The following is a 24,616-nucleotide window of genomic DNA, read 5'->3' on the forward strand; positions in this document are numbered from 1 at the left end:
GTTTAATTAAAGCAGTTCAAAAGGACCTGATGGTTACCAATGGCCCATATACTATTTATATCCACTTGATTCTAGCCTAAGCATAACTTGGTCTGGTCAATGGGAACTGAATGCGTGGCAAAACTATATGTTTATGGCCATTCTGCTGGTTTTTTCCACACACTATGCGATTTCTAAAAAGATCACCGTTTTAGAAGTGTTTAGTAAAAATTTGAATAGCGAGTTGTTTAAAATGTGGCAAAAATACTTTGGTAATAAATAGCTTCGTAAAAGCATGTGGAAGAATAAAAAACAACCAATTCGGTCTGAACAAAATCGAATTGATAAGGTCTATATTGCTGATTGATTAAAAGGAGATTTTTATGAAAGCAATACTTGGTATTTTAATAACACTATTCTGTTTTTCGGCATTTGCGAGTTATGAGAACTTTACATATCGCCATGACCCAATTGAACACACATTTAGCCCTAACGTTTTACCAGAAAGCAAAAAAGTTTGGGTTGCACTTCCAAAGGGGTACCACTCACCCGAAAATGCGCAAAAAAAGTACCCTGTAGTCTACATTACTGACGGTGAAATGTACCAATTCATTACCGCTGAGAGCATGTGGTTCGCTAGTATCGTGGGTCATATACCTCAGGCGATTCTCGTAGCAATTGACACCAATGAAAATAGGGCGAGAGACCTCACGCCAACAGTGCCCGATGACGGCCACAGTTCCGTTGATACAACGGGGCAAAGTGCTAGACTTCAGAGCTTTATAAACGATGAAGTGGTGGCTTTTATTGATGAAAATTACCGAACTAACGATTTTAGAGTGTTGGCAGGACATTCGTTAGGCGGGTTATTTACTATTACCGCAGCGTTAAATACTCACGTACAAGATACTTTTAAATCATACATCGCGCTAGACCCCTCAATGTGGTGGGATAATGCGTTAATAGTTAATCAAGTTGAGTTGTCAGCAGCTCTATTTAACTCTAAAGCTTATAATATTTATGTGGCTGCCGCACATGATCATGATAATGTACCAAAGGAATTTTTTGCTGATTATTTAGCCCATATTCAAGCTATTGCTAGGACAGGGCATTTGTTACTTGCGGCGGATAAAACAACCGGCACTTATGACGTATTTCAAAGTGAAAACCATATGTCAATGTTACATCAAGGGCTTTATAAAGGGTTGAGAGCTGCATTTGCATGTTACCCAGTTACTTGTGGTGTCTCTGCAGTAGACTGATTAATTGTAATAACACTGTTTTAGCGATATACAATCACTAACCACACCAAATAGCTCTTTGAGTTGAGCCTCTTCACACGAGTGATGGGGCTCTGCTATGAACATGCAAGAAGAAAAGTTGGATAAAGTCGAGACGTTAAACCAGAACAACCGAATGGATTAGCCCTCCTATAGAGGCGGGCTTAATAATTTGTATAAGGAGTAAGGATGAAGTTAGCAGTTGCTCAAAGCTGTTCCACACGCGGTGATGTTACACTCAATATTGAAAACCATATAAAATATGCTCGAGAAGCCAGCAAGCTTGGCGTGAGTTATTTAATCTTCCCTGAATTGTCTCTAACAGGCTATGAACTTGATGTCGCAAAAGAAGTTGCTTTTGAATTGGATGATGTTCGTTTACAGCCTCTGTTTGAGGCTGCGAAAGACTATCAGATATCGCTGGGTGTTGGCGCACCTATGACATCACAAGGCTCACTTAAAATTGGCCTATTTGTGATTCATAAAGATGGTACTGCCGAGGTATACGAAAAGATGCATCTTCATGAAGGAGAGGAAGTCTATTTTAATAATGGCAATACCTATCACCTAATTGAAGTGGGTGGTCAGAGAGTTGCTAATGCTATTTGTGCAGATACCACCAACCCCTCTCATGCTAAAGGGTGTGCAGAACTTGGAGCGACGGTCTATATCGCTGGCGTACTGGTAACCCCTCAAGGGTATGCGAAAGATGCGAGCCTATGGTCAAGCTATGCGAAGAAACACAATATGCTAGTCGCAATCGCTAATTACAACCAGCCAAGTGGAGGATTGGCAGCAGCCGGTAAAAGTGCAGTGTGGTATGGTGACCAATTATTGGCTCAAGCCAATGAGGATGACGATGTACTTGTGGTTGCGCAAATAACGGACGAAGGCTGGTCAGCCAAAGTCTATCAAGTTTGACCAAAGAAGTTTGTTTGTGATTTTACTATTAAGACGTCCAATGAAGTAGGGAGCAACTGCAATAAATGATGCTTGGGTGATGAGATGCCAAGTGTCAAATACCCTACTTCAGATAGTTCAGCAGTAAGCTTGATCTATTGATATCAACAGAATCTGTAGAGGAGACAACACCTACTACTTGCCTCAATTAAAGCTCAATAATTGTCCGCTTTGGCCGATAACAAAGCGCATGGATGTGTTAGGAGGGCGTATGAAAATTGAAAGTGCACAAGTCAATATAGTGAACAAGCATGAGGGACACACCCATGTTTATGAAAAACGAACTGAAATTCATGAGGCCAATGAAACAGTCGCTCCTGAACTGGTACAGGAAAGCATCGCTCCAAGCGAGGACGAGCTATCCATGCAAACCAGCGCTAAAATGTACATTCTCAAACTTCTGATACAAAAGTTAACTGGTAAAGACGTTGAATGGTATGACGACGTTGTGGGTAAAGAAGTCTCTCATCTAGAAATGTCTAGGCTTATGGAGCGCGTTGAAGGGGGAGAAACAGAGCAAAGCACGCCAACTCAGATCATTGTTGAGCGGCTTACAAATGAGAGCCAGTCTAATGCGTTAAAATTGGATGGCCAAATCACTCTAGAAGGTGGGCAACGAATTGACTTTGCCTTCAAAGCAATGTTTGAGCAATCCCATACCAGTTACCAAAAAACTATTGAAAATGTAAACATGAAAGACCCCTTAATAATCAGCTTTACTAATAAATCTGTTGAGCTAGATAGAGAGAATATGCAATTTGATATTGATGCTGATGGGCAAGTCGATAGCTTTGCTTATCTTAAAGAGGGTTACGGTTATTTGGCTCTAGACCTCAATGGAAACGATAAAATAGATGATGGCAGAGAGCTTTTCGGCGCATTAAGTGGTAATGGCTTTGCTGACTTGTCCAAGTATGACCAAGATAAAAATGGTTTTATTGATGAAAATGACGAAGTATTTAGTAGTTTGAAAGTATGGGTTAAAAATAAAGGTGAAGATAAATTACTTACGCTAAATGAAGCAAACATTGGCGCAGTTGCACTGCAAAATGTAGACACTCCACTTAATATTAGAGAGCAAGGTGAGCTTAAAGGCGCAGTTAGAAAATCAGGTTTTTATCTGGATGAACAAGGTAATCCAAACTTAATCCAGCAGGTAGACTATGTTGTTTAGTGCAAAGCACAGCATAGTTAATGTAATCCTATTTAGTTTTTGTAGTCGGTACAAAGCATATTTGCTAGCGTTCATCGATAACAAATAGTTACATTGTTACTAAGCGTGTAGAGTCTCTCCTTGCACAAACCCGATGTGCACGTTTTTACATCGTAAGGTTTGTTTCGGTTAAAACAACATATATGTTGCTGGTTTCAATTTTATTTAAGTGGATTAATAGCATGATTAGATTCATTTTTGCTTTGCTAACACTGTTATTGGTGAATACAGTCCAAGCACTTCCTAACGTCCAATTCGCCAAGCTCGACTTAGAACAAAGTAAGCACCTGATTATCTTTTTGAATGGCAATAAACTCTCAGGCTTGTCTGCTGAAGTAAATCAAAAAACCAATGGCCAGCTCCAGTTTGCAATTAAAAGCGCTGGGTTTAACAGTGCATTTGGTAAAACCAAAACTTTCTATGGACTAGCTCCTTTTGCTCAAATCACGGTTGTGGGAACAGGCAATAAAGCATTGGAACAATCTCAATTGCAGGATTTGGGTGGTTATGCTGTGGCAACCACACCAGCGAATGGAAAAAAACAGTTCGCGCTGATCACAGATAGCCTAAACACTCAAGTAGCAACACCTGAAGCTTGGGTTGCAATGGGCGCGGGCCTTCGCGACTATCATTTTGATAAATATAAGGCACAGTCTAGTCAATCTGAGCCACGAAACCTGATATTACAAAGTGGCAACCACATAGCAGCATCCAAAAAGTACAACGATGACTTAAAGTTTATTGTTGAGGGTGTGCATCTAACCCGTGATATGGCATCAGAACCAGGTAAGGATATCTACCCGCAAAGTTTTGTAGACAAAGTTATAGATGCATTTGATGACATAGATAACGTTGAGATAGATGTACTTAATGTTAGGGACATGAAAAAGCGCAATATGGGCGCAATTTTAGGTGTTGGCCTAGGGTCAATTCACGAACCTCGAATGTTAGTAATTAACTACCGTGGAGGAGCAAGGAATGAGGCCCCAGTTGCACTTGTGGGTAAGGGGATTACTTTTGATACTGGTGGTATAAGCCTCAAGAAAAATAGTGGTATGTGGCAAATGAAGTCTGATTTGTCAGGTGCGGCAGCCGTTGCAGGCACACTTTTAGCTGTCGCAAGTCGTGGGGAAAATATTAACCTTGTGGGTGTAATGCCGTTAGCGGAAAACATGCCAGCTGAAGATGCGATCAGACCGGGAGATGTACTAACAACTATGCAAGGTACTACCATCGAAATTATATCGACAGATGCTGAAGGGCGTTTACTTTTAGCAGACGCTGTACGCTACACTCAAGATAAGTTTAAGCCAAGAATGTTAGTCAATATTGCTACCTTAACAGGTTCAGCTGCGCGAGCACTCAGTGATGAATATGCTGCTATGGTTACACGTGATTGGACACTTGCGCAGAAGATGATGTCTGTTGGCAACACCAGCGGAGAGTCTGTATGGCCTTTGCCTTTACACCCAAATTTCTTCAAACAAATTAAGTCGGATATAGCAGACATCAAAAATTCAGGTGCAGGTAACCCTGGCGCAAGTATTGGTGCTGCGGTTGTTGCAACGTTTGTTGATGAGGGCCTCTCTTGGGTCCACTTGGATATTGCAGGTGTGGATTGGTTGAATCAACCGATAGCAGTTGCACCTAAAGGTTCACAAGGTTGGGGAGTACGCTTTTTGGATCAGTTGGTTCGCGAAAGTCGACAGTAACTGACTACACTCTATTAATCAAATGGTTGCACTGGCCCTCGTGCAGCCATTTGATAGTGGCCAATGAAAGTAGGTGTTGTGTTTTGCCTTTGAGTCGTGAATTGTATTTAAATTGAACACAAGAGGTGGTAGTTTTCGCCGCAATTTTTTATTTAAGTGGATATTATGACTGCAAGACTACTGAGTGCTTTAGTACTTCTATTTATGACACCAATGGCGTTAGCTTCCAACTCATTTTCGTGTAATATCAAAGATCTATCAACCACAATGAGTGCGCCTAAATATTTGATTGTACATATGGAATGTGACTCAACTTCACCCATAGCCCCAGGCTCAAACGGGTGTACATCATCTACGGTTCTGAGAAATGCATTTACCTTTGATGCTACCAGCGAACAAGGTAAGTTGAATGCAAGCCTAGTGTTGATGGCGTTTGCTACTAAAAAGAGGGTTTATGCTTCTACATACGGCACTTGCCCTAAAGGTTTAGAAAATACCCCTTTATTGTATGGCCTAAAAGTTTACGGTAGCTAATTAGCCATTTTATTTGTAAAGCCTGTCCTATCAAACCCTTTTTCCCAATTGAGTTTACACAAAAACCAGATGGCGCAATGGGTATATTGTGGTGGGCTCTATAATTTATTTAATACTTTTTTTGAATATAGAAATTTGTTGTTTTAGGTACGTTATTTTGCTGCTATATTCATCCTTCATTTCTTATAAGGATAATAAAATGAAGGTTTTATTTGCTATATTTATCACGTTTCTTTCTGTCAATTCTTATGCCATGCAAACAAAGGCCCCTCAGAAAATAGCCTATTTAATGACTTGGGCTGATTACACTGGTGGTGTGTTTAAATTTGTATTGGAAAATCAAGATGAGGAGGCGCAAGCGTTGTGTCCATCTGGATACTGGTTAGATGGTTCAAGTGATAAGAATGCCGCTCTATATGGTTTTATAAAAGACGCCTACCAATCTAAAACCCCGATAATTGTTTATGCCAATGAAGCACTAGATTGGGATGGAATGATCACAAAAGAATGTAAATTACAACTTGCTGTTGGGTTCTAGTTTACTTCTACTTAATCTGGGAATTGAGCTGCTTTCAACTCTCAGGTTAAAACTTAAAACTAATTTAAAATAAACTTATCAAATGGTTATGAAGTCAATTATATTTATACTTTCGTTATTTATCTCTTTCTCATCAGCGTCCAGCGTTGAAATTACTACTGCAAATCAAACGGTCAAAGAACAAAAAATTAAATCTGACTTGCTATCTTTACACAAGCAATATGATTTAACCTCTTGGCTTTACACAAAAGAAGTTTTGATTGATGAAAATGCAAAGGTACCGTTTAGCCATCCTGTTATTACGATGAGTACGCAGAAAAAGTATTTAGAAGACAGAGTAAAGTTACTCTCTACTTATTTGCATGAGCAGTTTCATTGGCATGTCATTGTGAATGGCAAACCTAACATAGAAGAGTTTCAGGCGCGGATCAAACAAGACTTTCCGACAGTCAAAGTGGGATTTCCGCATGGAAGTCGAGATGAGGGTAGTACATTAAGCCACATCATTGTGTGTTACCTAGAATATATCGCTTTGGCAGAGTTGGTGGGTGAAGAAAAAGCGCGACAAAATTTATCATCTAACGGCTATTATAAGTGGGTTTATGCGACAGTTTTAGACCCAGCAAACAAAGAAAAGTTAGATAAATTGCTAAGTGAGTTTGGATTAGAGTTCAGAGAGACAAAGCGAAAGTGATTGCAATCGAAGGTGTATTTAACTGTACTGGAGCATAATGCGACATAGTATATCAGATGTAAGATCATCATAATAAATTATGAATTAGATACTTAGCGAGTTAAAGAGTTTATCGTATCAATGAATAATAAGTAAGACATCTCTGTAATCAATATTGATTTAAAGGATTAATGGTTAAATGGAATATAATAGCCCACTAGGCCCTGAAGCAGAGCAAAAACTAATTTCATTGCTAAATCTTGAGTCAAATAGCCAAGTTTTAGAAGTAGGTTGTGGCAACGGGAAATTTTTGCATAGTTTGATGGCCGCTTATGATGCGAGTGTAATAGGTGTAGATGTCGACCAAGCCTTGATAGACAGGGCGATTGATGGTGCAAATAATAAGTTTGATAAAATGCGTTACCAGTTTTTGTGTCGCAGTTTTGAGTCATCGGACTTTGCTTCTCATTCATATGACTTGCTGATTTGTAATGGCGCTTCTCACGCATTCGGAGTGAGCGAGACTCAACTGATAAATGTAGCTGAGCAAGCCGGGACATTGCTAAAAAAGGGAGGCTTGTTTTTGCTCGGAGAGTGCTATTGGAAAAAGGTGCCACCTCAAGCATATCTAGACTTCTTAGGGCAGCCAGTTACTATTTATAACGACTACAAAGGGAATATCGACCTTGTCAAAGAACAAGGGTTCAGCATCATTTTTGCTACCTCAAGTAGTCAAACGGATTGGGATAGCTTTGAGTGGACTCGTAAGCTAATAGCGAAACAAGACCTAAGAGCAGATCCAACCAATAGTCAGTTATCCAGTAAGTTAGTGAAAATTGATACTTGGCTTGATGCCTACTTAAAGTGGGGGAGAGAGCACCTAGGTTTTGGTTTTTATTTATTTGAGAAAAACACAGATGGAGTGTAAGCCAAGATCGCTTAAAAGTGGATAATGGCGCGATTGCAATTTTCTTAGCTTTGACCTAAAAGACTCTTTAAATGGAGATTTAGACATTTTTGTTTTGAAAGTCGCCTCATTATTCGTATATGTGCAAACCTTGTAAAACACCTTTTGCCAAATCAACACTGAGCACTGTAGAATATTTCATAACTGTATGATTCAAATAGTGAAAGGCAGTTAATAGCAAGCCTAGCAGGAAAGAGGAAGTCAAATTCTTGGTTATGTATTTATTTAAAACCATTATGAAGCAAATTTTACTTTTTTTATTGTTTTTGACGTTAAGTGCTTGCTCCAGTGTGACAGATACAAAGGATCCAGATTTTTTAAATTTAAAGCCTGAATTCAGTATTGTGCTGGGCTATATAAATAAAACTGAATATTTACCAGAAATAGAGAGTCAATGCGCTAAAGGTCACATATGTATTTCTTTAGACCCGCCACCACTGAAGCTTAATATCGTTGTAGAGGATGTAATTTACGGAGACATGCAATCTAAAAGTGTCACCGCGTATACAACCAGTCACTATGGACTCTCTACATATCCCGAAGACGTATATTACCTTTTCATGTTAAAAACCAATGGCAAAGAAATTATCATTCCTAGGTATAGCCCGAAAGAAATAGCTTTAGATATTGATGAACAGCCAACATTGCCAATGTTCAGTATCGATGATATTCCAGAGTGGATCCCATGTAATATCTCTCATTTAAACAAAATGATTGAATATGACGGTTCTTACGAGCATGTGCTATATGCGATAGAAGACTTTACCCCAGAAGAATTAAAAGAAATGGAGAGTTTCGCTGTAATTTCAGAATACTCAGTTCGTATTGTGCGTGGTATTTATTTATCTGATATTAAGCGTTATTTATCAAAACAAAGCTGTTAAGAAAAGAATGAAAAAAGCCGGGTTTTGCAAACGTGAGATCTTTGGTATTGGGTATTGAAATATGAAAGGTTAAAGCAGCACCTACTGCAAACATCTGGTACTGTATCGTCGGTGACTTATTAATTAGTAACCAGTTTCATAGTTGGCACGAGCAGTATTTGTTGTTTCCCATGTGCCATCTTTATATAGGATCGTTGCCGTAGCTGTGTTTGAGCTATAAGCTCGAATAGTGGCATTACAGCTAGTGCTTGTACTTGAGGCGCACCTCGCATCGCCATTCCACCTTACTTCTTTAATGTCTTTGGTTACGTTTTTTAGATAAAAGCGTCCATTTGTGGAGTTACCAAACGAATAGTCAAAAGCCATACAGTTTTTTGTCCCATTTCCCCAAGAGTTGCCGCCGCTTTTTGCGTAAACGGCACATACTAATTCAGCAGAGAAAGCCTGACCAACAAAAAGAGTACCTGCAATTAATGTAAGTGCTTTTACTGTAGTTTTCATATTATTTTCCTTGTTAGTTAACAGTTTTATTTTCACGCCATCTTGCAAGGCGCAACAATAAGTTAATAAATAATTTTTGATTTAGTCAACTTTAAATTTAAATTATTGCGAGTTTTTCTTTTTGGTTATTTAAAAGTTGTTTTTTGGTAACTTGAATGAGATTGAATCAGTCTCGTTATTGCGCTTTATTGATGTATAATTTCTGCAATTAATTTTATGATTTAAGTGGTAATATTTTTTAGATTTTTCAAGAGTGTGTGGTTTAATGTAATAGAGCGTGCAATTAGTTCACTCGCTTTTTTAATTGATAGCAGATGTGAGTGTATCAATGCTAATTTTAAATAATTGGCACTCATCATTAGCACTGTTTTGTAGTAGTTTAAGATGTCGCAATTGTACGTTTCAATGTGTTTTTCCTGTCACTATGGATTTGATGGATTGTGTGACTTTCGCTGTTGTAAACTCGATTTAAGTGATTTTGTATTTCAAGGAACCATACTTTAATGAAGCCAAAGCTTTTTATTTTAAAAATGCCATTTGAGGATGGCCCCGGTAAAATGTGGATTTGTTCACACTGTGCAATGATAGAAGGGGCTTTGTCTGTAAATCAGCACTGGGATGATGTGGTAGATATACAGCGAATTGATTTTGAGCGCCCTAGAGAAGTACTTGTTGAATTACTTGGGGAGGACAACCAGTGGTTGCCTGTACTGATTCTGGAAAATGGAGAAACCATTACAGCACCGGTGGAAATTATCAATTATCTTGCAAGTACATTTGGGGGAGCAGCGGCGCACCCATAAAGTATGTCTGGGTGTTGTCTCGCAGCAATTTTATCGTTGGATTGGTTACGCGATTTTAAAATATATTTATTTAATACGAGTAAGTTGATTGAAAGGACAATTAAAAAGCTAACTTGTTGCTTGTTGAATAAATATCAATTAATAGGTAAAATTAGTAGATAATTTTAGCAAAAAAATAGAAGCGGCTAGCAAAAATAATCTAGCAGCTTTAGCTTTAAGCGTGCTCTCTAAATGTTTAAAAAAATAATCTCCTGTTTCATTACTCTGTTTTTGGTTTCTTGTGCCAACACCGTCGATTATCAAACTCAACCATTAGAAGCTATGCTCGGTAAATGGAGCAGCAGCAAAGAAGAATGTGCAACTAAGTGGGTTGAATATTCACTCTCTGAAGATAAAAAGACTAAGTATTTGCATTACAACACTGGAAAAGCTCAATCAGCTCAAATTCTATCAATCGGTCATGGGGAGTTTTTAATTGAGTACAAAAAACAACCGGGTACCCAACCAGTTTTAATGACGAATGGAAAGCCTGTAACTTGGTGGTTTGTGTTTATAGACGACAACACTTACAGAATGCGCAGGGGGGACTGGTCAAAACAAGGCTTGACAGCTGGGTCTTGGGTACGTTGTATTTAAATGTTCATGTTAACATCTATTGATTTTGCTGTTATCAAGTTAAACTAATCAAAGTCGTTTTCATACCCTTTAGGTGGTGGCGTCCAGCCGCGTTCATCGAGACTGTGTTTATCTATGCGGTCTGATTGCATTGCATCTTTGATTGCTTCTTCAATTTGCATAAATAATTTTCGATAATCGTGGTCATATTGTTCGCCTTCACTTCTAAGCTTCCACTGTTCATATAAACGCTGAGAAGCCTGTTGTTCTGTTTTGATAAATGCGTGTTTTTTCTGCTCAACCAAGAATGGGTGATAGCCGAGAGATGTCATGGCGTTTGCACCGACTTCTAGCGCTGAATGATAGGTCTCATTTACGATAGTATCTGCACCTGCGTTTTTTAATTCGTAGTTGTGCCCTCTATCGAAAGCGCGAGTGATCACATTGACATGAGGGTAAGTGTGTTTAACGTAATGAACTAAGGCTTTGGTACTTTCCCGATCGTCTATAGCAATAACTAAGGACTTGGCGTCTTCAATACCAGCTGTGTGCAGCAATTCAGGTCGAGTAGCGTCACCAAAAAAAGTTTTAATTTTTATCGTTCTAAGGTTCTCAACTTGTGACGCATCTAAATCCATTACGACAGTTTTAATACCGTTTGCTACCAACAAACGATTTACAACCTGTCCGAAGCGGCCTCCACCAGCGATAATGACTTTACCTTGCTCATCTATGATATCAAATGCCTTAGAGCTTAATGGTGTTTGATAACGAGGCATTATTACCTTTTCAAAAAATATAAATAAGGCTGGGGTAAGGAACATAGAAAGCGCTACGACTAACTGCAGTATTTGCGCGACATTATTGGGGATCACGTGGTTTTGAACGGTGAAGCTAAGCAACACAAAGCCGAACTCACCGGCTTGCGCAAGACTTAGTGCGAAAAGCCAACGGTCACTATTATTGATTTTAAATGTGACAGCCAAAGCCCAAAGCACACTGGCTTTTACGATAATTACAGTCAGAGTAAGTATTATTACAAGTGATAGCTGACTCGAGAGAATTTCAAAGTCTATTCCTGCACCAACGGTAATAAAAAATAGTCCTAACAATAACCCTTTGAATGGCTCTATGTTAGATTCTAATTCATGTCTAAATTCACTGTTGGCGAGGACTACACCAGCAAGAAAGGTTCCTAAAGCGGGTGAAAGGCCGACCAAACTCATAAGTGCAGCGATTCCAATAACTATGAGCAAGGCTGTTGCGACGAAAATTTCCCTTAAACCTGACTGCGCCACATAATGAAAAAGCGGGCGGCTTAAATAGTGCCCTAGAACAATCAATCCACTGATGCTTGCAAGAATGGCGAGCGCGACAGCCCAAGTCGGTAAACCAGCAACAAGACTAAGTTGTTCATGTGATTCAACTGCCTGCTTGCCATTTTCAGCTAGGGCTATTAATTCTGGCATTGCTAATATGGGTATAAATGCAAGCATAGGGATCACCGCAATGTCCTGCATAAGCAGAACTGAAAACGCATTTTTGCCTCCCTCTGTTTTGGTCAGTCCTTTCTCGCTAAATGTTTGCAATACGATGGCTGTGGAGGAGAGTGATAGAACCAAACCAATTGCGAGTGCCACAGACAAAGGTTGTTCAAAAAAATAGGCAATGGTGCTGATTAAAAGAGCTGTTACGATTACCTGCAGGCCACCTAGCCCGATTAAGCGATTACGCATTTGCCAAAGCATTTGAGGTTGCAATTCAAGGCCCACTAAAAATAGCATCATAACAACACCGAATTCGGCGAAGTGTTGAATCGTTACGGCTTCTTGCCCAACAATTCCAGTCACTGGGCCGATGACAACACCGGCTATTAGATACCCCAGTACAGAACCAAGGCCAAATTTTTTCGCGAGTGGGACAGCTATCACTGCCGCGAGGAGGTAAACAAATGCTTGAATAAAATAAATAGTCATATTTGGCTCTCCCCGCTGCTACTTAAGTCTAGTAACTCATTGATTGTAATAAGTGAGCTCACAGAATTTGCGTCGATTTTATCGTGGTGTAAATTCTCCAATAGTAATTTCCACCTTTGAATATGTTGCGCGAGTGAGCCATCGCTTAGAGCTGAGCGGCTACTAAAAAGTGCAAATGGTGGCAAATACAGCATGCCAGTGATATCTGCTGTTTGCTCAAGAGGTTGAAGCAACTCTCGGACGCTAAAATGGTTGTAGCCTTTCGTTCTATATGCCTCCTCTTTGCCACCTGCACTTATCGCACATATAAAAAGCTTTCCATTCAAAGCATTACCTTCATGCCCGTATGCATATCCATATTCTAGTACCAAATCTTGCCACTCTTTCAAAATAGAAGGGGTTGAGTACCAGTAAAAAGGAAATTGAAAAATAACCACATCGTGTGAATTGAGCCTTTGTTGTTCTTTATCAATATTAATTTGGTAGGTTGGGTACTGTGCATACAAATCAACGGCGGTCACATACTCAAGTGTTTGTGCATAGTCAAACATCGGCGCATTAACTTCCGATCGATGCTTTGATGGATGTGCAAATAAGAGTAGAATTTTATTTTTTTTCATAAGTGACTGCCATTGTATAAGTAACTGCCATTGTAATAGCTGATTTGTTTACCTTAGGCGATTTAGCGCCTAGAAATGTTGGCTAGCTAAAAAGAGTGCATGCCTCGGATTGGGTAATTGTTATCTGGGTTACGGATCCATCGTAGACCGTTTATTAATGCTTCTAATTCAGGCCTTACGAAAGGGTTGTTTGAAATGTCGACGACTTGAATGTCACCGTCCGAGTTCACGACAAATAGTCCTGGTTCTGCAAACGGGTGGTCAGTTTCCTGCTCTGAACGAGGATCGGAAATATATAGTCCGAAAGTTTTCATTTGTTCAACAGTAAGTCCATAAGCAATGGGGTAGTCTACTTGAACCTTTTCAAGATGACTCTCAAGTTGTGTCTTACTATCACCAGATACAGCAATAATATCTACGCCAATTTCTACTAGTTTGTTTTTATAGGTTTGCAATAGGTTGAGGTACTTAGTACAAAGGGGACAATGTTGACCTCGATAGAACAATACAAGCTGCCAATCTAGCCCATTTTGTGGTTTACCCAATATTCGTTGCTCACCACTCATAAGTGATAATGCTACTTTTGGAAAGGTAACGCCTGGGTGAAGTTTGTTAGTATAAATTTTAGACATGATACTTTCCTTAAAATAACTGTGTTAAATGTGCTTCAAATCGATTTAGATCTTTTTCAATATTTGCGTTTTTCATAACGTCGTAGCATGCGAATGATGGCAAGGAGGCCATTCCAAAGAATTTAAAATTCATATGCATAGGGAATAGTAGATCATCTATAGATTTGCCATCGAAAAACTCATTTTTATCATTAAATGCTTCCTCAGGTGCATTTAGAGTGACAGAAAACATATATTTGGTATGTGTTAACACTCCTCCGCGGCCGTAATTCTTTTTTGGGTGTTGTTTATTTCTGCCATCGCCATGACACAACGAACCGGCCATACCCGCTGTATAAACCTCGTCCATATATTTTTTAAACGACCAAGTTACGCCCATCCAATTAATTGGTGATTGAAACAACACAAAGTCGGCCCACTTGTGATTTTCAAGCTCTTGCTCGATATCAACTTTGTCTTTCATAGTTACCACTCGAACTGAATGGCCTTTCTCTTTAAAAAATGTGGCCGCTCTATCTACGAGCGTTGCATTAAGTTTTCCTTCGGAAAAAGGGTAGTAGTGGTGCCCGTTTATGATGAGTACATTGTTCATATTTGTGTTTCCCAATGTGTGGATTTATCCAAAAAGGTATTTGTGGTATATTTTAGGAACCTTGTGTGTGATATCAATTAGTATACTTTTGGTAACCTAATTATTTTTTTGATTAAAATATGAAAAGTTCAATAGAAACAGATAGTAAAGGTAGGAAAAAAGTTTTAAACGCTTGTAATGAACCTTGTGCAATAGAAAAAGGAATGCGACTAATTGGGGGCAAGTGGAAGGGGTCAATTATTTATCATTTGAAAGATGAGCCAGTTCGTTTTAACGACTTAACACGACTACTAGGCGGTGCAACGAAGAAAATGGTAGATCAACGGCTTAAAGAGCTTGAGCAAGAAGGTATGGTTGTAAGAAAGGTAATTAGCGAACGGCCAGTTGCTGTAACATACGAATTAACCGAATTTGGCCGATCTGCTTTAGGAATCTTGGAATTGCTACGAGAGTGGTCCGAGTCAAACGAAATTAAGCTGTAAAATTATAATCAATATCATAAAATGGTCCTTCGATACTCATGTAACCCTCTGTTTGAGGTAATACATGAGTATTTTCATGGCTAAGGGCTGCAAAAGTTTATCTGTGGCCTAGCTCTTTGCTTAGAGCCATAGCGGCTGAACGGTTAGGTGCATTGAGCTTTTCAAGAATCTTAGCTACGTGGTTCTTGACGGTATATTGGCTAATGCCCAAAATCATGCCAATTTCGCCATTTGTTTTACCTGACGAAATCCAATCAAGGACTTCTTTTTCCCGGCTAGTTAGTGTCTTTATTGGAGATCTACTGGTTTTGTCTGATTGGTAGCGGGCAACCAATGCCTTGTGTAAATAAGGTAGGATAAGTTCAATTAAGTAGGAAGCGGGAGCGCTGCGGTTCGACCGTTTATTGTTAAATGCCACCAGTGTAAGGTATTTAGAGTTAGGATTGTCCAAGTCGTAAATGGTGATATCAGACAGTGGGTTTCTATCCTTACAAAGGCTTTTTAACAAATTAAGATTCTTGAATTGTTTGAGGCGAGCGAGCGTTAATACATCCTCCTTGAAGAGTTCGGGAAATGAGTGCAAATACTCGGTTTTAACCTCTAAACTTGTTTTATCAACCAATGCTAAATAAAGTTCATCCGACTCTGCGAACGACATCGCTTCTTGAAATATTGTTCCATCTAATGAGTGTTCAAAAATTGAAGTTTTCAACAATTCGATTGCTTTCAATACGCTAGATAGTTCTTTTGTGCAACCCAAAAACATATGCATTCTCCTTTACAAATACGATCTCAAAAGGCACATCGGATAATCGCTTCTATGAATAAATCCGATCTTGTTCTGACGGTCTTCCATTTAATTAATCGCACGATTAATTAAACATGAACGGGGAATTGATATCAACGAAAAGTGAAAGAATTGTGTGGTAAATAAGTATAAAAGTTTAAAAAAGTGTTCTTTTATGGTTTTTTTACAGTATTAAAATATTTATATACCCTTATTTGGTGTGTTTGTTTGAATACTTTATTCCTTTTAAGTTTTTGATTTAAATGGGTATAATTGATTATTTTAACGGCTATGACTTGTTGTGAAAAAATGTCAAGTTGATCCAAATCAATAACGTGAGTAAAAAACTACTCATTTTCGAGAAATTAACTTGATCGCCCTTTTTTTATAATTCGTATAAAGCGAAATTTTTTTAGAGGGTTATTCAGCTATGGTCCGAAAAGACTATTCGCAGCGGTATTTTCCTTTTGTTAGACTTCCAGCCATTGTAGCAGGGATTGAGGAATACCATGATTGATAAACTGAGACAGCCAGCGACATGGCCTTTTTACTTTACGCTTTTTATTTACGCTGCGTTGATTTGGATGCAAGGATTTTCAAGTGCTTTATTACAAATATTGCAAGAGGTTGAAGTGGCTGCCACCATGGCTTTGGGATCCTTTGTAGCTGGAGGAACAGCGTTAGGTGGTGGCGCGGTCGCATTCCCAGTGATGACAAAAGTGCTACATATTGAACCAAGTACAGCGAAGGTGTTTTCATTGGCGATACAAAGCTTTGGTATGACAGCGGCTACAATCACAATACTTTGTCGGCGAATTCCAATATACACAAACTTAGTGATTTTAGCGCTTCCCATGTCCGCTTTGGGTGTCGCTTTGAGTTTAGTTTACATTGCGCCTATGTCGCCTAGGTTGGTGGTTAAATCCATATTCAGTTTTTTATTGTTATGTTTCGCAGTGACAATGCTGTTGCGTTGGTGGCGAAAAGCGCATCATCAAGAAAGTGCGCAACACATCAACCCCAGTAAAATACGTTTTATGTTAGTCGCTTTCATTGGGGGGATTGCAAGTGGATTGGTCGGTTCAGGGTCGGATATCGCGCTCTTTGCATTGCTGGTTATTGCCTACAACGCTGATATCAAAAAAGCGACAGCAACATCGGTTGTTGTCATGGCTTTTACTTCACTGGTTGGGAGTGCAATAAACGCTTGGCACTTAAACGCAATTACTCCTCAAATTGAAAGTTACCTATTGGCTGCTATTCCCATCGTTGTAGTAGGGGCACCACTTGGAGCTTATGTATGTTCGAAAGTGAAAGTCGGCCAGTTGGTGAGTTTTCTACTATTTTTGATTGTATTAGAAGTGTCATTTACCAGTTACGAGCTGTGGTATCAAAACGTAAATATTTGATCAAAGATTAAACATTTGTTTGACTGTGGCCAAAACTTTTTGTTTAATTAACTGTGTGATTAAAAAAATAAAAAAGGCGTTGGAACAGGATATGACAACAAAAGTCACAAGAGGTAGGCCAGTATGTGAAGTGAAGCAAGCAGAACAGCGGGCAAAACTAATACTGGCAGCAAAAGAGCTTCTCAATTTAAAGTCTTATAGTCAAATTACAATTCGTGATATTGCAGCGCAAGCAAGCATTAATTCGGCGATGATAAAGTACTATTTTGGTGGCAAAGAGAATTTATTTGTACATTTAATTCAGGCAATTGCAGATGAACACTTTTCGCAGTTTGAAGAACTACATGAGCATAATAAACCACTGTATTTGTTCATTCGTCGATTTGATGAAATATTACAAACTCATCCAGGGTTCGTGCATTTACTAAATGAAGAAGTACTCGATAAAACCACACCGCTTGCAAAAGCATTTATGGGGGCTTTCCCAGCGCGTGTCTCTAAGTTTTTACCGCAATTGATCCAGCAAGAGGCTGGAGTTGAAGATTTAAGAAAAGCGAAACTTGCCGCTTTTCAGCTCATTACACTGTTAGTTTCTCCCTATATTTTGAAGACGTTAAGGCAGCAAGCTTGGGGAATCGATGATTCTGAAATACAAGGTGAGCAATGGGCAAAGGATATATACCAGCGTTTTGTACATGGACTTAAGGAGAGTGACATCGATGAGGTGGAATTTTAGTGCAAAAAAAAACCTGCCAATTGCAATAGCGATTGGCATTCTATTGGTGGTTTTGGTTGTCAAATTGAAATCATCAATTAGACACGATAACGTAGAACCCTCAGGGCAATTAGCTCAATATGAAATTTTAAAGCAGCAATCAGTGCACCCTAAAATAACGGGCTACGGTAAAGTTAAACCAAATATTCAATTAAATAGTCTTGCTGAAGTTACTGGCACTGTCACATATTTGCATCCAGCACTTAAAAAGGGTGAAATTTTTAAGGCTGAGACACTGCTAATTAAAATTGACGACAGCGATTACCAATTACAGTTAGCGAAGGCAAAAGCCAATCTAGCCACAACGGATGTAGATTTGGCTGCGAAGAGAACAGCACAAGAGAATAATAAGCTTGATATTAAACTTAGCGAGCATAAATTAGGGATCGCTGAGTCAGAATTTCAGCGTTTACAGAAGTTATTTGACAGGTCGAGTGTGTCGCAAACTGAGCTCGATAAAGCAAAGCAGAATGTACTTGTTCAACAGCAGGATCTGCAGCGACACATGAACCAAAAACGTCTGATCCCTCTTGAAATAAAAGCACTACAGGCACAAGTTAAAAAAGCACAGGCCGACGTTAATAAAGCTGAATTAGATATAAAGCGAACCGAAATCCGCCTACCATTTACCGGTCGTATTCATAAAGTAAATGTTGAACGTTCCCAGCTTGTAACAAAAGGAGCTGCGCTGTTTAGTGCCAGCGACGTAGAAAAAGTGCTAATTAACGCTCAGTTTACCTATAGCACATTTAACCAATTTTCAGGTTTCTTTAAACAAAAGCCAAGCATCGAGAATATTTCCAACAACGGTATGGCAACTTATTTAAAAGCGCAAGAGTTAGCTGCATCCGTTGAAATCCTATCTCAAAAGGGAGCTGCATGGCAGGCGAGCATAGAGCGCCTGAGTGACGAAATAGATCCACAAAGTCAAACAATTGGTGTTGTTGTTGCAATAAAAAACAGCTATGAGCAGATAAAATTAGGTGAGAAACCACCTTTACTTGCAGGGATGCGCGCAAAAGTTTCACTGACAGCTGCTGAGCGAGATTTTGTCGTGGTACCAAGGCATGCGGTGAGGGGCAAATTTGCTTTAATAGCAGACGAAAATGACTTGTTGAAAAAAGTAGATATGCAAGGCGCGATTAAACAGGGCGATAGCTTTTTACTAGAAGGAGATGAGCTAGAAGGAGTAAGACTTGTTACCACTGATCTGTTCCCTGCAATTGAAGGTACCAAGCTCCACTTTACTCAAGCCCCAGCGCAGTTAAGTAAGGTGAATGCGAAGGAGCTGCACTGATGATCAGGTTTTTTATTGCGCACCCCACAGCAGCGAACATCCTAATGGTGTTGTTTCTCGCGATTGGCATTTTTAGTCTGCCGCAAATAAAAAGAGAAACGCTTCCCGAAATCGAAACTTATCAAATAGACATCGTTGTACCTTATCCAGGAGCTACGCCTGAAAACGTTGAGCAAAAAATATGCTTAAGCTTAGAAAAGGCACTTGATGGCATTAGTTTTATGGAAGAAAAGCATTGTGTTGCAAGACAGAACCTCGGCCAAATGACAGTTAAAATGTTTGAACATGGTAATTTTGAGCAATTTACAACAGATGTCAAAAATGCCATTGACACAATTGATGACTTTCCGGCTCAAGTCGAACAGTGGACCATCAAGGAGCGAGGTAGAACGCAGGATGTAGTGAGTGTGGCACTCGCAGCAAAAGGCAGTTCATTGTCAAGAGTTGAGCTAAAGGCTTTGGCAGAAAAAGTTAAGCAACAACTACTTAGACATCCTGAGATCCCAATCGTTGAGATCAATGACTTTTCAAAGCATCAGCTTCGTGTAACGGCTTCACAAGAAATGTTAAGGCAGCATGGATTGAGTATTCAAGAACTTGGACAGCGTGTACAAAGCCAGAATATTGAGCTGCCTCTTGGCACATTAAAAACGCCATACTCAGATACACAAATACGTATGATGGATGAGCGCAGGGATGTAGAGAGCCTGCAAAATCTAGTTGTTTCTTTTGGCTCAGAGGGTAACGATGTAACCATCGCGGATATAGGTGATGTAAATGATACTTTTGAAAAAGATGAAAAAAGGATTTTCTATAACGACCAGCAAGCGGCCATATTAACGATACAGAAAAATTCAGTAGATGACAGTTTAAGAGTGCTTAAAGCCACAGAAGCAGTCGTTGAACAAATAAGGCAAAACTTACCAGAGACCGTATTACTAACACTCACCAGTGATAACACGAGCTTGGTAAAGGACAGAATTTCACTGTTAATTAGTAATGCGTGGCAAGGTCTGTTACTTGTATTTGGCGTCATGTGGTTGTTTTTCTCGTTTAAATACGCATTTTGGGTAGTAATGGGACTTCCTGTTTCGTTTCTAGCTAGTTTTTTCTTAATGTTACATTTTGGTATTTCAATCAATATGCTGTCTATGGTCGCACTACTATTGGCGCTGGGGATTCTAATGGATGATGCAATTGTTATCGCAGAGTCTATTGGTACTAAAGTAGAACAAGGGTTACCTATTAAAGAAGCCGTGCTGCAAGGTACTTTAGTGGTACTGCCAGGTGTATTATCTTCATTTGTCACAACTTTATGTATTTTTGTCGGGTTGGTGTTCATTGAAGGTAACTTAGGGCAAATTCTTAAAGTCATCCCCATTGTGCTGATATCTGTGATCACTGTCTCATTGATAGAGGCATTTCTAATTTTACCTAACCATCTTGCACATGCACTACAGAGTAAGCCAAAGAAAACAAAATTTGCGATTAGGGTTGGGGAAGTTCGTGCGAGCTTTGAAACGAAATTTCGTCATTGGAATGATCAAATTCTAGGTCTGAACAATAGGCTTATTAGGTATCGGTATCTAGTAATAGGAAGTGTAGTGGCATGCTTTCTATTCTCTTTGAGTATGTTGATATCGGGCACGTTGAAGTTTACTGCTTTTCCAGATATCGATGGAGATGTATTGCAAGGGAGGTTGCTAATGCCAAATGGCACACCGTTTCAAGTGACTCAGCAAACTATGTACAAAATTGAAGATGCCCTCAAACGTACCAATCGGAAATTGAGCCAAAATGAAGATTCAGAGTTGGTGAAAGCAATGACCATCACTTATGGTGAAAACCCTGATTACCAAGATCAAGGGGCTAATTTAGCTTATATTTCAGTAGATTTGTTGGGTGCGCAGCAGCGCAATACAACGATTCAAGCATTCTCCGATACATGGCGAGAAGAACTCGGAGCATTACCAGAAGCATTGACCTTGTCCTTTAAAGAGCCGAAATTAGGCCCTCAGGGCAGAGCAGTGGACGTAAGGTTGAAAAGCGACGATATTACTCAGCTCACCTACGCCGCATATGAGCTAAAAAAATGGTTGAAAGGGTATGAGGGAGTACAAAATATTACGGACAATTTGCGACCCGGTAAGCCCGAATATACTCTAACACTCAAGCCTAGTACGTTAGATTTAGGGATTAATTCAGCAACAATAGCAAATCAACTTCGACCGGCTTTCCAAGGCGCAAAACTATTGGAGACACACGTTGGTTTGGAAGACTATGAAGTGACTGTCAAACTCGATGATAACAGTTTGAATGAATTCAGTGATTTTGACAATTTCCCTATTATTCACCCCTCTTCTAGGGTGGCAATTCCCTTGTCAGCGCTCGTAAATATCGAGCAAACGAGAGGCTTTGCAGTGATCAACCGGGTGGACAACCAAACTAGTGTATCTGTTTATGCTGATGTTGATAGCGAGCTCAATACGGCAAGTGCCGTAGTTGGTGACTTGAAGAAACGCTTTTTGAATGACTTACAAGCTCGCTTCCCTGATGTGACTTATACCATTGAAGGTGAAGTGAAAAATGCAGGCATTACACAGGGGTCCATGCGTCGCGCTATGTTAATGGGCATGATTGGTATTTTCTTATTACTGGCTTTGCAATTTCATAGTTATATAGAGCCGTTGATTGTGATGGTATCTATCCCTCTTGCCATGATAGGTGTAATTTGGGGGCACTTTATTATGGGCATCAATTTTTCAATGCCTTCTTTGATGGGGTTCATATCATTAGCAGGCATCGTCGTAAATGATTCGATTTTGCTTGTGCAGTTTGTTAAGAGTCGAGTTAAGCAGGGAATGAGTGTACATGAAGCCGCTGCTCAGGCTAGCCATGATCGGTTTAGAGCGGTTGTGCTGACCTCTGTAACAACTATTGCAGGCATGACACCTTTGTTGTTTGAGACCAGTCTTCAAGCGCAAATATTGATTCCTTTAGCAACTAGTATTGTATTTGGCATAATGACATCTACATGCTTGGTTTTATTAGTCTTACCTTGTTTGTACAGCATTCTGGAGGATTTTGGTGTAGCGAAACCTCACACTTCCCATAAGTCAGTGCATGCCTAACTGCTTTTAGTACTACCGTTGACACAGTTGGTTTTTACGCTCAAACAAAAGGTGCTTGTAGGCACCTTTTTTTATTGTTAAAACTGGCTGATAAATAGATAGTGAGATCAGCCCATACGATGTTAGAAGTATTAGAGATGGCCGCAAGACAGCTCTATACCGCATTTAGCAATTTAATTATGCTAGCGGTTTTTTTTGTTTTGTTAGCTTATCTATTAAAGGGAAAAGAAGTTTATAAACAAGTAAAACCTGCGCTTACAGGCAGTGCGTTTAACTTTTCCTTAATGAGTGTCAATTTATTGCTTTTAACACCTGTAATGTCGATTATTTTGACCTATTTGTATGGATATCAATGGAGCATCATTGACCGGAGTATTTGGTACGACCTTCCTCAACCGGTCGCAATTTTTATTGCAGTATTTTTAGGTGACTTTATTGGCTATTGGCGGCATCGATTTGAGCATTCTAGGTTTTTATGGCCGCTGCATCGTGTACACCATACCGACGAGCATATGAATTGGCTTACTTTACAGCGCTTTCATCCGTTGAACTACTTAACGACCTTCATTATCGATACCTCCTTTTTAATTTTACTGGGTGTACCGCCCTTTGCGATTGTGGCTAACAATATGATCCGAAATTACTACGGCTACTTTATCCACGCTGACATTCCTTGGACTTATGGTAAATGGAGTGCGATTTTCGTGTCACCAGCAATGCATCGTTGGCATCATGCAACACAACGTGAAGCTTACCAAACTAACTTTGCAACTGTATTTTCGGTATTTGATAGAGCGTTTGGCACGTATCGGGTGCCAGGGCCGTGCAACACTGATTTAGGCGTTCGTGACGGCTACAGCAAGTCATTTTTTGGGGAGCTATTACACCCGTTTAACTTTCGGGTTTATTGGCGTAAAAAGCCAAAGAAAGAATAAAAAAAAGAGCCCATATTGGGCTCTTTTGGGTTCACGCTTGGGGTGCGTACTTTGTATGTGAGTTGGTTAACTCGGCTGAGTTAGCCTGGCTAATTCTTTAAATAAATCAACATCTAAATTGGATAAAATTTCTCGAGGTACGTGGATCTTTTGTGCAATGATTTTTTTGGCTGCCATAAAGTCTTTGGCAGAGTTAATGCAGTCTGCGGCTATCACTCTACCTTGCTTTAAGTACCAAAGTGATAAGGTTTGGTTGTCAGCTTGTCGCAATAGGGTTTCATCATAACCTGTGTTCAAACCAGCAATTTGTATTTTACAGTCGAATTGATCTGACCAAAACCAAGGGACTGAAGTAACAGGCTTGTGCTTTCCACAGATGGTGGCAGCTGCTGTCTTAGCTTGCTCCAACGCGTTTGGCACTGACTCTATCCTAGTTGCAAGACCACTGTGATGTTCAATACCAATCGTACAATCTCCCGCAGCATATATGTTGACGTCCGTGGTTTGGCAAAGCTCATTCACCACTATGCCACCGTTCTCAACTAGTAGCCCGGCACTGTGTGCAAGCTCGGTATTTGTTTGAGCGCCAATGCCGACGATGACAATGTCAGCAGGGATAACTTTGTCGTCACAAAGCACAGTACTGACGGTATCTTTGCCTTGGAATGCCACAACATTGGTATCGGTAAATATTTTGATGCCATTGCGCTTGTGCAATTTATGGTAAAAAGTAGAAATGCTTTGTGCCGTTACTCTTGCCAGTAATCTCGACTCTCGCTCGATAATGGTAATATCGTGGCCCATTTTCTTGAGTACTGAGGCCGTTTCGAGCCCTATGTAACCGCCACCTACCATAACAATACGGCGAGATTTCTTTGAGTCGTCACGGGTTAAGGCCGCAGATAAGCTCTCTATGTCGTTTAGCGTTTTTATATAGAAGATGTTACCCAAATCGGCGCCTAGGCAATCAGCTTTTCGGGCTCTACTGCCTGTACAGATAAGTAATTTGTCAAAACTAATGTGTTCTCCGCTTTGCAATTGAATACTTTGAATTGCAGGTTCTATTTTATCTACTCTCGTGTTTAACCAAACATCAATATCATCCTTGATATAGGCAGCTTCTGGGCGAATTAAAAGTTGTTCTGCCGAGACCTGATTTTGCAGGTAAGTTTTTGAAAGAGGCGGACGATGATAGGGCAGGCTGTCTTCATCGGTGATCAGCATGATCTGTCCTGTCCATCCTTCTTTGCGCAAACTTGCACAAGCTTGGGCGCCAGCATGGCCACCCCCGATAATGACACACCTTTGCATAACGTCTTCC

The 24,616-nt window shown here is 39.8% G+C and carries 24 protein-coding genes; 17 read left to right on the forward strand and 7 right to left on the reverse strand.

The window, feature by feature from the left end:
- The first annotated feature begins 362 nt into the window (after positions 1-362).
- The 9 genes from N475_RS20950 (at position 363) to N475_RS20990 (ending at position 8,740) form a co-directional block, all read left to right on the forward strand.
- On the forward strand, positions 363-1,241 hold the full coding sequence (locus N475_RS20950; RefSeq protein WP_063365895.1) for an alpha/beta hydrolase: 879 nt from the start codon (positions 363-365) through the stop codon (positions 1,239-1,241).
- A gap of 207 nt (positions 1,242-1,448) precedes the next feature.
- On the forward strand, positions 1,449-2,180 hold the full coding sequence (locus N475_RS20955; protein ID WP_063365896.1) for a carbon-nitrogen hydrolase family protein: 732 nt from the start codon (positions 1,449-1,451) through the stop codon (positions 2,178-2,180).
- Between the two features lie 250 nt (positions 2,181-2,430).
- Entirely contained in the window at positions 2,431-3,393 is a 963-nt protein-coding gene (locus N475_RS20960; protein ID WP_063365897.1) for a hypothetical protein, read from the forward strand.
- A 221-nt stretch (positions 3,394-3,614) separates the two neighbouring features.
- The gene (locus N475_RS20965; RefSeq protein ID WP_063365937.1) at positions 3,615-5,144 is read left to right on the forward strand and encodes a leucyl aminopeptidase family protein; all 1,530 of its coding nucleotides are present in this window, start codon (positions 3,615-3,617) and stop codon (positions 5,142-5,144) included.
- Between the two features lie 165 nt (positions 5,145-5,309).
- Positions 5,310-5,678, forward strand: coding sequence for a hypothetical protein (locus tag N475_RS20970; protein ID WP_063365898.1), 369 nt, complete (start codon positions 5,310-5,312; stop codon positions 5,676-5,678).
- A gap of 199 nt (positions 5,679-5,877) precedes the next feature.
- The gene (locus N475_RS20975; protein ID WP_063357833.1) at positions 5,878-6,216 is read left to right on the forward strand and encodes a hypothetical protein; all 339 of its coding nucleotides are present in this window, start codon (positions 5,878-5,880) and stop codon (positions 6,214-6,216) included.
- 88 nt (positions 6,217-6,304) lie between these two features.
- Positions 6,305-6,910: a hypothetical protein gene (locus N475_RS20980; RefSeq protein ID WP_155732608.1), complete on the forward strand. Its 606-nt coding sequence runs from the start codon at positions 6,305-6,307 to the stop codon at positions 6,908-6,910.
- 178 nt (positions 6,911-7,088) lie between these two features.
- Positions 7,089-7,817, forward strand: a complete 729-nt coding sequence (locus tag N475_RS20985; protein WP_063365900.1) for a class I SAM-dependent methyltransferase — start codon at positions 7,089-7,091, stop codon at positions 7,815-7,817.
- A 329-nt stretch (positions 7,818-8,146) separates the two neighbouring features.
- Positions 8,147-8,740 (forward strand): hypothetical protein, encoded by a 594-nt coding sequence (locus N475_RS20990; protein ID WP_155732609.1) that lies wholly within the window; start codon positions 8,147-8,149, stop codon positions 8,738-8,740.
- Between the two features lie 123 nt (positions 8,741-8,863).
- Here the strand turns inward: N475_RS20990 and N475_RS20995 are convergent, their stop codons facing one another.
- Complete coding sequence (locus N475_RS20995; protein ID WP_063357837.1) at positions 8,864-9,241, reverse strand: hypothetical protein; 378 nt, start codon at positions 9,239-9,241, stop codon at positions 8,864-8,866.
- 503 nt (positions 9,242-9,744) lie between these two features.
- On the opposite strand from N475_RS20995, the gene N475_RS21000 reads away from it, so the two are divergent.
- Positions 9,745-10,044: a DUF3088 family protein gene (locus tag N475_RS21000; protein WP_063357839.1), complete on the forward strand. Its 300-nt coding sequence runs from the start codon at positions 9,745-9,747 to the stop codon at positions 10,042-10,044.
- 231 nt (positions 10,045-10,275) lie between these two features.
- Positions 10,276-10,680 carry a hypothetical protein gene (locus N475_RS21005; protein WP_063357840.1) on the forward strand — a complete coding sequence of 135 codons (405 nt, stop codon included), beginning with the start codon at positions 10,276-10,278 and terminating at the stop codon, positions 10,678-10,680.
- A gap of 44 nt (positions 10,681-10,724) precedes the next feature.
- Here N475_RS21005 and N475_RS21010 read toward each other — a convergent pair whose 3' ends face one another.
- The 4 genes from N475_RS21010 to N475_RS21025 form a co-directional block, all read right to left on the reverse strand.
- Positions 10,725-12,635 (reverse strand): monovalent cation:proton antiporter-2 (CPA2) family protein, encoded by a 1,911-nt coding sequence (locus N475_RS21010; RefSeq protein WP_063357841.1) that lies wholly within the window; start codon positions 12,633-12,635, stop codon positions 10,725-10,727.
- Complete coding sequence (locus N475_RS21015) at positions 12,632-13,255, reverse strand: NAD(P)H-dependent oxidoreductase (RefSeq protein ID WP_063357842.1); 624 nt, start codon at positions 13,253-13,255, stop codon at positions 12,632-12,634. The genes N475_RS21010 and N475_RS21015 overlap by 4 nt, the downstream gene beginning before the upstream one ends.
- Positions 13,256-13,341: 86 nt before the next feature.
- Positions 13,342-13,887, reverse strand: coding sequence for a redoxin domain-containing protein (locus N475_RS21020; protein WP_063365902.1), 546 nt, complete (start codon positions 13,885-13,887; stop codon positions 13,342-13,344).
- A 10-nt stretch (positions 13,888-13,897) separates the two neighbouring features.
- Positions 13,898-14,479 (reverse strand): NAD(P)H-dependent oxidoreductase, encoded by a 582-nt coding sequence (locus N475_RS21025; protein WP_063365903.1) that lies wholly within the window; start codon positions 14,477-14,479, stop codon positions 13,898-13,900.
- A 119-nt stretch (positions 14,480-14,598) separates the two neighbouring features.
- On the opposite strand from N475_RS21025, the gene N475_RS21030 reads away from it, so the two are divergent.
- Positions 14,599-14,961 carry a winged helix-turn-helix transcriptional regulator gene (locus N475_RS21030; RefSeq protein WP_063365904.1) on the forward strand — a complete coding sequence of 121 codons (363 nt, stop codon included), beginning with the start codon at positions 14,599-14,601 and terminating at the stop codon, positions 14,959-14,961.
- Positions 14,962-15,058: 97 nt separating this feature from the next.
- On the opposite strand, the gene N475_RS21035 is transcribed toward N475_RS21030, so the two are convergent.
- The gene (locus N475_RS21035; protein WP_063357846.1) at positions 15,059-15,727 is read right to left on the reverse strand and encodes a LuxR C-terminal-related transcriptional regulator; all 669 of its coding nucleotides are present in this window, start codon (positions 15,725-15,727) and stop codon (positions 15,059-15,061) included.
- Positions 15,728-16,257: 530 nt separating this feature from the next.
- Between N475_RS21035 and N475_RS21040 the strand changes: the two genes are divergently transcribed.
- The 5 genes from N475_RS21040 (at position 16,258) to N475_RS21060 (ending at position 23,295) form a co-directional block, all read left to right on the forward strand.
- Positions 16,258-17,157, forward strand: a complete 900-nt coding sequence (locus tag N475_RS21040) for a sulfite exporter TauE/SafE family protein (protein WP_063357847.1) — start codon at positions 16,258-16,260, stop codon at positions 17,155-17,157.
- 91 nt (positions 17,158-17,248) lie between these two features.
- Positions 17,249-17,893, forward strand: a complete 645-nt coding sequence (locus tag N475_RS21045; protein WP_063357848.1) for a TetR/AcrR family transcriptional regulator — start codon at positions 17,249-17,251, stop codon at positions 17,891-17,893.
- Positions 17,877-19,229 (forward strand): efflux RND transporter periplasmic adaptor subunit, encoded by a 1,353-nt coding sequence (locus tag N475_RS21050; protein WP_063357849.1) that lies wholly within the window; start codon positions 17,877-17,879, stop codon positions 19,227-19,229. The genes N475_RS21045 and N475_RS21050 overlap by 17 nt, the downstream gene beginning before the upstream one ends.
- On the forward strand, positions 19,229-22,360 hold the full coding sequence (locus N475_RS21055) for an efflux RND transporter permease subunit (protein ID WP_063365905.1): 3,132 nt from the start codon (positions 19,229-19,231) through the stop codon (positions 22,358-22,360). The genes N475_RS21050 and N475_RS21055 overlap by 1 nt, the downstream gene beginning before the upstream one ends.
- Positions 22,361-22,479: 119 nt before the next feature.
- Complete coding sequence (locus tag N475_RS21060; RefSeq protein WP_063357851.1) at positions 22,480-23,295, forward strand: sterol desaturase family protein; 816 nt, start codon at positions 22,480-22,482, stop codon at positions 23,293-23,295.
- Between the two features lie 66 nt (positions 23,296-23,361).
- Here the strand turns inward: N475_RS21060 and N475_RS21065 are convergent, their stop codons facing one another.
- On the reverse strand, positions 23,362-24,606 hold the full coding sequence (locus N475_RS21065; protein WP_063365906.1) for an NAD(P)/FAD-dependent oxidoreductase: 1,245 nt from the start codon (positions 24,604-24,606) through the stop codon (positions 23,362-23,364).
- Positions 24,607-24,616 lie beyond the last annotated feature (10 nt).

This window comes from Pseudoalteromonas luteoviolacea DSM 6061, assembly GCF_001625655.1.
Classification (GTDB): domain Bacteria; phylum Pseudomonadota; class Gammaproteobacteria; order Enterobacterales; family Alteromonadaceae; genus Pseudoalteromonas; species Pseudoalteromonas luteoviolacea.